Source organism: Flavobacterium sp. PMTSA4 (assembly GCF_032098525.1).
GTDB classification, from domain to species: Bacteria; Bacteroidota; Bacteroidia; order Flavobacteriales; family Flavobacteriaceae; genus Flavobacterium; species Flavobacterium capsici.
Map to the genome: position 1 here is coordinate 1,051,246 of NZ_CP134890.1, position 12,328 is coordinate 1,063,573.

Annotated in this window: 9 protein-coding genes; 1 reads left to right on the forward strand and 8 read right to left on the reverse strand. The window is 31.3% G+C overall.

Annotated features, from left to right (window positions below; all coding sequences use genetic code 11):
* The first annotated feature begins 22 nt into the window (after nucleotides 1-22).
* Nucleotides 23-733, forward strand: a complete 711-nt coding sequence (locus RN605_RS04880) for a hypothetical protein (RefSeq protein WP_313322724.1) — start codon at nucleotides 23-25, stop codon at nucleotides 731-733.
* A 54-nt stretch (nucleotides 734-787) separates the two neighbouring features.
* On the opposite strand, the gene rpsA is transcribed toward RN605_RS04880, so the two are convergent.
* The 8 genes from rpsA to RN605_RS04920 form a co-directional block, all read right to left on the reverse strand.
* A complete protein-coding gene (gene rpsA / locus RN605_RS04885) occupies nucleotides 788-2,566 on the reverse strand; it encodes a 30S ribosomal protein S1 (protein WP_313322725.1) in 1,779 nt (592 codons plus the stop codon).
* A gap of 246 nt (nucleotides 2,567-2,812) precedes the next feature.
* The gene (locus RN605_RS04890) at nucleotides 2,813-4,066 is read right to left on the reverse strand and encodes a nucleoside permease (protein WP_313322726.1); all 1,254 of its coding nucleotides are present in this window, start codon (nucleotides 4,064-4,066) and stop codon (nucleotides 2,813-2,815) included.
* 76 nt (nucleotides 4,067-4,142) lie between these two features.
* A complete protein-coding gene (cmk, locus tag RN605_RS04895) occupies nucleotides 4,143-4,838 on the reverse strand; it encodes a (d)CMP kinase (RefSeq protein ID WP_313322728.1) in 696 nt (231 codons plus the stop codon).
* Between the two features lie 52 nt (nucleotides 4,839-4,890).
* Nucleotides 4,891-5,922: a type IX secretion system protein PorQ gene (gene porQ / locus RN605_RS04900; protein ID WP_313322730.1), complete on the reverse strand. Its 1,032-nt coding sequence runs from the start codon at nucleotides 5,920-5,922 to the stop codon at nucleotides 4,891-4,893.
* Nucleotides 5,923-6,052: 130 nt separating this feature from the next.
* Nucleotides 6,053-8,503 carry an endopeptidase La gene (lon, locus tag RN605_RS04905; RefSeq protein WP_313322732.1) on the reverse strand — a complete coding sequence of 817 codons (2,451 nt, stop codon included), beginning with the start codon at nucleotides 8,501-8,503 and terminating at the stop codon, nucleotides 6,053-6,055.
* Nucleotides 8,504-8,718: 215 nt separating this feature from the next.
* A complete protein-coding gene (locus tag RN605_RS04910; protein ID WP_313322734.1) occupies nucleotides 8,719-10,062 on the reverse strand; it encodes a DUF6252 family protein in 1,344 nt (447 codons plus the stop codon).
* Nucleotides 10,063-10,102: 40 nt separating this feature from the next.
* Nucleotides 10,103-11,425: an MFS transporter gene (locus tag RN605_RS04915; RefSeq protein WP_313322736.1), complete on the reverse strand. Its 1,323-nt coding sequence runs from the start codon at nucleotides 11,423-11,425 to the stop codon at nucleotides 10,103-10,105.
* 64 nt (nucleotides 11,426-11,489) lie between these two features.
* Entirely contained in the window at nucleotides 11,490-12,308 is an 819-nt protein-coding gene (locus tag RN605_RS04920) for a M48 family metallopeptidase (protein ID WP_313322737.1), read from the reverse strand.
* Between the last annotated feature and the right edge of the window lie 20 nt (nucleotides 12,309-12,328).

Below are 12,328 nucleotides of genomic sequence, written 5' to 3' on the forward strand. Positions count from 1 at the left end.
CAAATTTCAAATTCATTTTGATATGAATACTATAAATTTAGAATCTAAGTTATCAGAAGTTCGTCGTAAAGAAAAAAACCTTAATTTCATTCTAGAAGAAGTAGAAACTATTTTGAATGAAAATGCTAAAACAAGAGAAAAAATTGAAGAAAAACTTAAATCTCCAATTTCTACAAAAGAGAATAATTTTGATTTTGAACTCCTAGAAACTGACAAAATATTTCATTTAAACCACATTCAAAAGATTTGTATTGACTACCGTTTACGCTTTTTAGACAGCAGTTTGTTTAAAAATGAAATTCCGGAAGAAGCAATTTCAAAGATTTGTGATTTAGAAAGAAAACACAATACAAAATTACAAGGATTTAAAATAGTTGCACCAAGTAAAGCATTTCATTTAGAAAATTATGATGATCCAATACTTTTTGCACCAATTGGCAATAATTATTACTATCTAATTCATAAATGGGGGAATGAATTTACGCCTTTCAGAAAAACACTTGTCAAACCATTCAAAGATATAGGAAGTTTTGTTGTTTTTTGTCTGTTGTTAAGTCTTGTACTAACTTGGATTACTCCTACTTCAAAACTAAGTAATGTCATTCCAATGGCAAACATAATTGTATTTTTATTTATTTTTAAATCCATTATTGCTGTAGCAGCTTATTATTTCTTCATGTTAGGAAAAAATTTCAATACTGAAATATGGCAACGAAAATATTATAATAACTAAAAACAAAAAACTCCGCAAAATGCGGAGTTTTTTTATGATATAAGAAATTAATAATTATTTCTTTTTCTCGCTTTTTTCCATTTTTGCTTTTAAACCAGCAAGAACGTCATTAGCATCACCAAGAGTTGAAGCTTGAGTATTTGCATTATTAGCAGCTACATTTTCTGAAGCAGCTTTGGCAATTTTCTCTTCTTCTTCTCTGAAGATAGCTGTGTGAGAAGCAACAACTCTTTTGAATTCTTTGTTGAACTCAATTACTTTGAAGTCAGCTGTATCACCTTTTTTCAATTTTTTACCATCTTCTTTTTCTAAATGACGAGTTGGAATAAATGCAACTACATCATCACCGAAATCAACAGTAGCGCCTTTGTCAACAATTTCAGAAATTGTTCCGCTGTGAACTGTTCCTACTGCAAATGCATCTTCGTGCTTATCCCAAGGATTGTCAGTTGTTTGTTTGTGACCTAATGAAAGTTTTCTTCCATCAACATCTAATTCTAAAACAACTACGTCTAATTTATCACCAACATTTACAAATTCTGATGGATGTTTGATTTTCTTAGTCCAAGATAAATCTGAGATGTAAACTAATCCGTCGATACCTTCTTCTAATTCAACAAAAATTCCAAAGTTTGTAAAGTTTCTAACGATACCTGTATGTTTAGAACCTACTGGATATTTAGCTGTAATGTCAGTCCATGGATCTTGAGTCATTTGCTTAATACCTAAAGACATTTTTCTTTCGTCTCTATCTAAAGTTAAAACAACTGCTTCTACTTCATCACCAACTTTTACGAAATCTTGAGCACTTCTTAAGTGAGTTGACCAAGACATTTCAGAAACGTGGATTAAACCTTCAACACCTTCAGCAACTTCAATGAAAGCACCATAATCAGCTAAAACAACTACTTTTCCTTTTACTTTATCACCAACTTTTAATTCAGCTCCTAAAGCATCCCAAGGATGAGCATTTAATTGTTTTAAACCTAATTGGATTCTTGTTTTCTCATCATCAAAATCAAGGATAACTACGTTTAATTTTTGATCTAATTCAAGAACTTCACTTGGGTGATTGATTCTTGACCAAGAAAGGTCAGTAATGTGGATTAATCCATCAACACCACCTAAGTCAATAAACACACCATAAGAAGTAATGTTTTTAACAACACCTTCTAATACTTGTCCTTTTTCTAATTGACCAATAATTTCTTTTTTCTGTTCTTCGATATCTGCTTCGATAAGCGCTTTGTGTGAAACAACAACGTTTTTGAATTCGTGGTTAATTTTTACCACTTTGAATTCCATCATTTTGTTTACATATACATCGTAGTCACGGATTGGTTTTACGTCAATTTGTGAACCTGGTAAGAATGCTTCAATTCCGAAAACATCTACAATCATACCACCTTTAGTTCTACATTTAACAAAACCTTGAACGATTTCACCACTTTCGTTAGCAGCGATAACTCTATCCCAAGACTTGATTGTTCTTGCTTTTTTATGTGATAATACTAATTGACCTGTTTTGTCCTCACGGATGTCGATTAATACTTCTACTTTGTCTCCAACTTTTAAGTTAGGATTGTAACGAAACTCATTCAATGAAATTACACCTTCTGATTTTGCGTTAATGTCAACAATAGCATCTCTGTCAGTAATTCTAACTACTACTCCTTCAACTACTTCTTCTTGATCAGTATCAATAAAAGTTTTTGATACTAAATCTTCAAATTCTTGAAGGTTTTTTTCGTCAACTAAATCAATTCCTTCTGCGTAGTTGTGCCAGTTAAAACCATTTAAAAAATCCTGTTGTTCTTTGTTTAATTCAGACATATGCTGATAAAAATTTGTATGCTGTGTTTATTGAGTTTCTTGATGCGAGTAAAACACAACAGTGTTTATATATAAAATGTTGATACCTAGTGGAAACTCTTCTTCGCCAAAAGGAATGCAAAAGTAATCATAATTATTTAATTACAAAACAATTATCTAAAGAAAATAGACTGATTTATAACAACAATAAACCCTTTTAGAATTTACTTATCTAAAAGGGTTTACTGTATATACTTTAAAAGTAATTTAATGACCTACATTAACTACTTCTTCTGGATTATGTTTGTGTTTAAACATTACTGCAAATAGAATCGCAATTACTAATGCATAACCTGCAAAAGAAAGCCAGATATCGTGCCAATTGCGAATACCATCTTTTGTAAAAAACTCATCAATAACAATTCCGCTGATTAAACCACCAAAAAAAGCTCCAAATCCATTAGACATCATCATAAACAAACCTTGTGCTGAGGAACGAATTTTTGAGTCAGTAGTTGTTTCAACAAACAATGAACCCGAAATATTAAAGAAATCGAATGCCATACCATAAACTATACAAGACATAATAATCATCCATAAACCATCTGTTGGATTTCCATAAGCAAACAATCCAAAACGTAATACCCAAGCAAACATAGATATTAACATCACTTGCTTGATACCAAATCTTTTTAAGAAAAATGGAATTGCCAAAATGAATAACGTTTCTGAGATTTGAGAAATTGACATTATTATAGTTGAGTATTTTACAACAAATGAATCAGCATATTCAGGAATGCCAGCAAATTCAGATAAATAAACATCTCCATACATATTTGTTAATTGCAATGCTCCACCAAGAAACATTGAAAAAATAAAGAATAATGCCATTTTATAAGTACCAAAAAGTTTAAAAGCGTTTAAACCTAATTTTTCAACTATTGAAGCATTTTCAGAAATTAATTTTTGTGGCGGACATTTAGGTAAAGTAAACGAATAAAAACCTAATGCAAAAGCTGCAAATGCTGCAATATAAAACATGTTAAAAGATGCTTTATTGCCGGTTAAATTAGTTAACCACATAGCAGCAATAAAACCAATTGTTCCCCAAACACGAATTGGCGGAAACACTTTTACAACATCAAATTGATTGTTTTTTAATATCGTATACGCAACCGAATTTGACAATGAAATTGTAGGCATATAACAAATCATTGCCGCAAAAATCACGTAATAAAAAGTAATTGGATTGTCAACTTGTGGAATATACAAAAGTGCTAAACCGCTTAAAATATGTAATAATCCATATAATTTTTCTGCGTTTATCCATTTGTCAGCAATAATTCCAGTAAGTGCTGGCATTACAATAGAAGATAATCCTAGTGTTGAAAATATAGCCCCAAATTGTTCTCCACTCCAATGTTTTGTTCCAAACCAATAATTCCCAACAGTTATCAACCATGCACCCCAAACAAAGAACTGAAGAAAGCTCATGAATGTTAATCTTAATTTAATACTCATACAATATAGTTTTACAATTTATTTTGGTTAAAAAATAGCTCGTAAATCTACTATTTAAATTGAGATAAACAAAAAATTATAACGATTTCGAAGTAGTGTCAACTAATTGTAAAACTTTTTGAAATTGTTGCTCTCTATCTAAGTTAGAATTGTCAATTTCAATGGCATCTTTTGCTTTCACTAAAGGTGAATCTTCTCGGTGTGTATCAATGTAATCACGTTCTTGAACGTTTTTTAAAACTTCTTCAAATGAAACTTCCTGACCTTTGCTTCTTAGTTCATCAAATCGTCGTTGTGCACGAGTTTCAAGACTAGCGTTCATAAATATTTTAAGTTCAGCATCAGGAAAAACAACAGTTCCAATATCGCGACCGTCCATAACAATTCCTTTTTCTTTACCCATTTCCTGCTGTTGTTCCACCAATTTTGAACGCACTTCAGAAACTTCAGCAACACGACTAACATTGCCAGAAACTTCCATAGTTCGTATTTGATTTTCAACATTTTCACCATTCAAAAAAATTTCTCCAAAACCAACTTTTGGATTGAATTCAAAATGTAATTTTATAAATGGCAGGCTATTGATTAAAGTTTCTTTATCGAAATAATCGGAAGTTATATAACCATTTTGCATGGCAAAATAAGTAACAGCTCGATACATTGCACCAGTATCAACATATACATAACCTAAATGATTTGCCAGCTGTTTGGCTAAAGTGCTTTTTCCTGTTGATGAAAATCCATCAATGGCAATGGTAATTTTTTTACTCACAATTTTTCTATAATTATTGGTGTTCGTGAACCTTTGGTTTCAAAGTAATATTTTAAAAACTGTTATCCGAAAAATCAATTGTTAGTCCAAAAAGACTTGTGTTTGCAGCTAAGGTATATCTTGAATAAGAATAATTAAACTTTAACTTTCTTATTTTCAATCCGATACCAACTGAAATTCCTGAAAAATTTCGCTGCTCCAAGATACGTAATTCTTCTGCACGACGAAAATTATAACCTAATCTTAAATTAAATCCTTTATCAGGAAATAATTCGGCACCAACAACAATATGACGTAAAGCATTATTAAAAAATGATACTTTCTCAGGTGTTGAACCTCCATCAAGTGAACCTTCTGCGCGATTTGGATTTGAAAAAGCAACTTGCCATTGCTGCATATTTTCTAAAGTTAAATGCCAACGAATAGGAACATTTTCCATTAATTGAGAAACTCCAACCAAAACTTCTAAAGGTAATTTTTCCCTAGTTTCAGCATAAGGAGTAATTTGAGTTCCTATGTTTCTAATAACCAAAGCCCAATTCACGTCGTTTCGTTCATCAATAAACAAACCACCAATATCAATTGCCGCACCAAATGAATTATAACTTTCTAAAGTTGACGAAATCAATTTTGCATTTGCTCCAACATAAAAACTTGAAAAAGGAATATTATAAGCATAACCAAAAGAAAGTGAAATATCACTACCTGTAAAACTTGATGTAGGCTGACCGTTTTCGTCATAACCATCAAACTTTCCATAGTTAACATAATTTACTCCAGCATGAAATGTTTGTAAATGTCTATCGTAAGTATAAGCGTAAGCTGCTGTACCATAAGTTACATCACCATAATAACTTCCATAATTTAATGCCAAATGATTGTCCATTTCTGCATTAATAGTTGCTGGATTAAAATGAGCTTGATTAACATCATTATCATAAATAGTGATAGTCTTTCCGCCCAATGCAGCTTGTCTTGGAGACGTTACTAAATTTAAAAATTGATATACTGAACGTCCACCAACTTGACCAAAAACCGTCAAATTAGAGACAATAAATAAAGTACAAGCAATTTTTTTTATCATAGAAAAGTATAGCAATTTATATACTATAACGAAAAAGCGAAGATATTATTTTATATCGTAAGACCAAAGTGAAAAAAAAGGCGTAAGTTTTAGATTAAACACTTACGCCTTTTTTATATTTTGAATTTATTTATAGCTTTTTTGCATTCTTGACTTTTTGATCAGTCAAAGCAACATCAATCACTTCTTTCATAACTTTCACATAATGAAAAGTGATACCTTCTAAATATTCAGGATTTATTTCCTCAACATCACTTTTATTTTCGTGACAAAGTATAATTTCCTTAATATTTGCTCTTTTAGCTGCTAATATTTTTTCTTTAATTCCACCAACAGGCAAAACTTTTCCTCTAAGCGTAATTTCTCCCGTCATAGCAATACTTTTCTTCACTTTTTTCTGTGTAAGTAATGACACTAAAGAAGTCAACATTGCAATTCCTGCACTTGGTCCATCTTTTGGAGTTGCTCCTTCTGGAACGTGAAGATGTATATTGTATTTTGAAATTATTTCAGCATCAAGACCAAAAAGACCAGCATTTGCTTTAATATATTCTAATGCAATTGTCGCTGATTCTTTCATAACATTACCCAAGTTTCCTGTCATGGTTAATGTTCCTTTTCCAGCTGAAATTAAAGATTCTATAAATAAAATATCACCACCAACTGAAGTCCATGCTAAACCGGTAACAACACCTGCAACATCATTATTTTCATATTTATCGCGCTCTAATCTTGGAGTACCCAAAATTTTTACAATATCTTCATCGGTAACTTTTTTGTTGTATTCTTCTTCTAAAGCTATTGATTTTGCAGCATTTCTAATTACTTGAGCGATTTTTTGTTCTAAATTTCTAACTCCAGATTCTCTTGTATAACCTTCAACAATTTTTTCTAATTGCCTTTTACCAATCGACAAATCTTTTGTGTTTAAACCATGTTCTTTCAATTGCTTTGGAAATAAATGTTGACGAGCAATTTCAACTTTTTCTTCAATAGTATAACCACTCATTTTTATTACTTCCATTCTATCTCTTAAAGCAGGCTGAATGGTTGACATATTGTTTGAAGTAGCAATAAACATGACTTTAGACAAATCATAACCCATTTCTAGGAAATTATCATAAAACTCACTGTTTTGCTCAGGATCAAGAACTTCAAGTAAAGCTGATGAAGGATCGCCTTGATTTGAATTTGATAATTTATCAATCTCATCCAAAACAAAAACCGGATTCGAAGTTCCTGCTTTTTTTATACTTTGAATAATTCTTCCTGGCATTGCTCCGATATAAGTTTTTCTATGACCTCGAATTTCAGCTTCATCACGCAAACCGCCAAGCGATATACGAACATATTCTCTACCCAAAGCCTCAGCAATTGATTTACCAATTGAAGTTTTTCCAACTCCCGGAGGACCAGTTAAACAAATTATTGGCGATTTCATGTCGTTACGAAGTTTCAAAACAGCCAAGTGCTCAATGATTCTTTTCTTTACATCTTCCAGTCCAAAATGATCTCTATCTATTATTTTTTGAGCTCGTTTTAAATCAAAATTATCTTTTGAAAAATTATCCCATGGCAATTCTAAAAACAATTCTAAATAATTTCTTTGAATTCCAAAATCTGGCGCTTGTGGATTCATTCGTTGCAATTTTGACAATTCTTTTTCAAAATGATTCGCAACTTTTAAATCCCATTTTTTAGATTTTGCTTTCTCACGCATATCTTCAATTTCCTGCTCGTTTGAAACTCCACCTAATTCTTCTTGAATGGTTTTCATTTGCTGGTGCAAGAAATATTCACGTTGTTGTTGGTCTAAATCAAAACGAACTTTAGATTGAATATCATTCTTCAATTCTAGTTTTTGAAGCTCAATATTCATGAAACGTAAAGTTTCAAGTGCTCGTTCTTTCAAAGCATTAATCATTAATAAATCTTGCTTTTCTTTTACCGTTAGGTTCATGTTAGAAGAAACAAAATTTATTAAAAATGATTGACTCTCTATATTTTTTATAGCAAAAGTAGCCTCAGTTGGAATATTTGGACTTTCCTTAATGATTTGAATTGCTAGCTCACGAATCGAATCGACTATCGTTGAAAATTCAGTATCAACTTTACTAGGACGAAGTTCTTCAACTTCTTTAACTGTAGCTCTTATATATGGCATTTCTGAAACTACTGCATCAATCTCAAAGCGCTTCTTTCCTTGAAGAATAACGGTGATATTTCCATCTGGCATTTTTAAAACTCTAAGAATTTTTGCGACAGTTCCAATTGGGTAAATATCATTTTTTGATGGATCTTCAACCTCTTCATTCATTTGAGCAACTACTCCAATAATTTTATTTCCAGCATTTGCATCATTAATTAATTTGATAGACTTATCTCTTCCTGCAGAAATTGGAATAACAACTCCAGGAAATAATACTGTATTTCTAACTGATAAAATGGGTAAAGAATCGGGTAATTCTTCTTTATTCATTTCTTCCTCATCTTCCGGAGTCAAAAGTGGAATTAATTCGGCTTCGGTATCAAATTCTTGAAGTGACAAATTGTCTATTGAGATTATATTATGCTTTGACATGAATTTTATTTTAAAAGATATTTTATAGTTATAACCAACAAATGGACTACAAATGTAGATGAAGTTTTTAAAGCAATAAATTAAAATCGACTAAATACAAGCTAATCCATATGAATTAATTGAAAATAATTTCAATTTCAATGTAAATAGTCAATCATTATGCCATAAAAAAAATCCGCCAATTTGGCGGATTTTCTATTGATTTAAATTGAATATTAATATTCAACATCAAATGTTCCTTGAGTAATTGTAAATGGTGATGAACCATTAGTAACACCATTAAATGTTCCTTTAATTCTAGTGGCTGTTTTTTCAGTAATAGTGACATTACCTGAAACAGCTTTATAGTCAATATCATTAACACTATAAATTATTTGCACTACATCAGTAGCATCATTACCAGTAATTGTATATGATCCTGCTCCTAAATTTGTTCTTACAGATACAGTCATTGAATTAAATGCTGCGTCTTGAGCTCCAATACTTATATAATCTTGCCCATTAATCCCTAACTCTAGTGTTAATAAATCAACATCTACAAATTCAGTTCCATTAACTTTTGCATAAAATGAATCACCGCTACTAGCTTGATCAGTATATGGAATATTAGTAAATACACCATTTGTAAATTGCACTGGAGGAATAGTTGTTACACTGCTATCAGACCAATAACCTTTGAAATTAAAAGTCCCAGAAATAGTTTTAGCAGTTGTATTAATATTTGTTATGGTTATTGAACCTGTATTTTCAGTAGGATTATTTGTGTTCACTGACCAATATCCGTATTCAGAATTTGGCGGTGTGTAAGCTAAAATATTTACATTAGCAGGATAAGTTCCAACACCTCCAACTGCTTCAACTAAAAACAAGAAATTCTCACCATTGGCTTTTAGACCAGCAATTTGTATAAAATTAGGAGAAACTTCAGCAACTGCTTGAGTTGCTGTCCAAGTAGAGTTATTAAAATCAGCCTTAAAAACCGCTGGCGGATTATTATTTCCTCCTCCAGAATTACCTCCAGCTGTAGCATCAGTAAAAGTAATATTACTTAAAACACCTTCTGTAACTTGAATTTGAGCAGTACTAGACAAAACTCCATAACCAGTATAACTGAAAGTTCCAGATATTTTTTTAGTAGATAAATTAAATTCTGTAATAGTTAAAGTTCCATTATATTGAGAAGTAGAAGCATTTAATGAACTATACATGTCGTTTGCACTGGCTGCATAATCAAACGAAAGTAATGTTGAAAGGTTACTACTCGCTGTTCTAGTTCCAACAGTAGGATTCATAACTATTATAGTCATTGTTTTTCCAGTAGAAGTAAGACCAACAATACTCAATTGTGTTCCAAAAGATGTATCTGTATAATCTGCATCAATTAACTGATTTGCATTAAAATTTTCGCTTCCAATTTTTGCAGTAAAAACTCCAGGAGTATTTCCGCCTCCAAAATCATCTAAATTAATAGCTGGATCTATAGGTTCGTTGTCACAAGATGTAAAAGTTATCGCAGTAAAAAGCAACAATAAACTTCCTATAATTTTTATGTTTTTCATAACTTTAAAATAATTTTTCCCAAATATAATTTTTTTCAACTTACGACACTAATTTTTTTGGAATTCTCAATAATAATAAAAACCCAGACAAGAAAAATAATGCCAAAAATACAATAGCAAATCTTGGGCTTCCAGTGATTTGATCGATTAATCCATACACTAACATTCCAATTACAATTCCAATTTTTTCGGCAACATCATAAAAACTAAAAAAAGATGCTGTATCTTTTGTTTCAGGTAAAAATTTTGAATAGGTAGACCTTGCTAATGACTGAATTCCTCCCATAACTAATCCAACCAATGCTGCTAAAATATAAAATTCAATAGGTAATGTGATAAAATAAGCAAAAGCACATAAAATCATCCAAAAAGCATTTAAAAATAATAACACTTTGATGTTTCCATATTTTGCAGAAGCTCTAGATGTTAAAAATGCACCTAAAATTGCTATTAATTGGATTAATAATATACATGTAATTAATCCTTTTTGACTTTCATCGGAATCTTTCCAAGCAATTTCTTGTGCACCAAAATAGGTTGCAACTAACATTACCGTTTGAACTGCCATACTGAAAACGAAGAAACTGACTAAATATCTTTTTAATGGAACTTCTGTTTGAAGTATTTTCCAAACTTTTTTAAGTTCTCGAAATCCATTAAAAATAACCGAAAGATTTACTTTGGCATTATTTGAATTTCCTTTTGGTAAATAATAATAGGTGTATTTACTAAAAACAATCCACCATATTCCAACCATTGCAAAAGAATAACGCATAGCTTTCATTGATGCTGGATTTCCGAGTTCATCTAATATATGAAACCATTCAGGCTTCATTACCATTGCAATGTTAATAACTAAAAGCAAAACACTACCTATGTATCCTAATGAATATCCTTTAGCACTAACACTATCTTGTTGCTCAGGAAACGCAATGTCTGGCAAATAGGAATTATAAAAAACCAAACTTCCCCAAAATCCAATTAATCCAAAAAAGTAAAACGTTAACCCTAAACCAATATTCTGCAAATCAAAAAAATACAATCCAATACATGAAAGCGCTCCTACATAATTAAAAATACGCATAAATATCTTTTTGTTTCCCATATAATCTGCAATTCCAGACAGCAATGGAGAAAAAAGTGCTACACATAAAAAAGCAGCTGCAGTAATAAAACTTATCAATGCAGAATTTTTAAAATTATGCCCAAACAACTCCACATATGGATTTTCTTTAGTAAACAAAGCATTATAAAAAATTGGAAAAACTGCCGAAGCAATTACTAAACTATATACTGAATTAGCCCAATCATAGAATGCCCAAGCATTAAGCAACTTTGGATGACCTTTTGGAAGTGTTGGCATATGTATTAAATTAAAAATCCCGTCAAATAAAATTACTTGACGGGACTAAATATAGTCTTTTTATTTATTTAAAAACAACTCCAAATTTTAAAGCTTCTGCCTTAGCTTCTGGAATCATTCTTCTCAAATTTGCAATCCTTGTTTCATCTGATGGATGCGTACTCATAAACTCTGGTGGCTTATTTCCGCCTGAAGCAGCAGACATTCTTGACCAAAAATTAATTGCTTCTTCTGGATTATAACCTGCAATTGCCATTAATTTCAATCCAATCATATCAGCTTCACTTTCATGATTTCTACTAAAAGGCAGCATTCCTCCATATTGTGAAACTCCTGAATAGGCTAACATAGCTATTTGTTGAGTTTCTTCGCTTTTACTTCCTGTTGCTAAAGCAACTCCAGCAGCTCCAGCTTGTTGAAGAATTCCTGCACTCATTCTTTGTTGACCATGATTAGCCAAAGCATGTGAAACTTCGTGTCCCATAACTGTTGCTAAACCTGCATCATCTTTAGTAATTGGAAGAATTCCTGTGTAAACTACAATTTTTCCTCCTGGCATACACCATGCGTTTACATCTTTACTATCAACCAATTTATATTCCCATTTATAATCTTTCAGATATTCTGTATATCCGTTAGCATTTAACCATTTTTCGGCTGCTGCTTTGATTTTCATTCCAACATTTTCAACTCTTTTTGCATCTGTTGTTCCAGCAATGACCTTATTTTCAGTCAAAAATTGATTGTATTGTTGAAAAGCTGATGGAAAAATTTGACTATTATCAACCAATGCCATTGTACTTTTTCCTGTGAAAGGATTTTTTGCACAAGAAAAAACTAAAAACAATGTGGTCAAAACAATAAATAATACTCTTTTTTTCATGATATTAGACTTATTAAAAA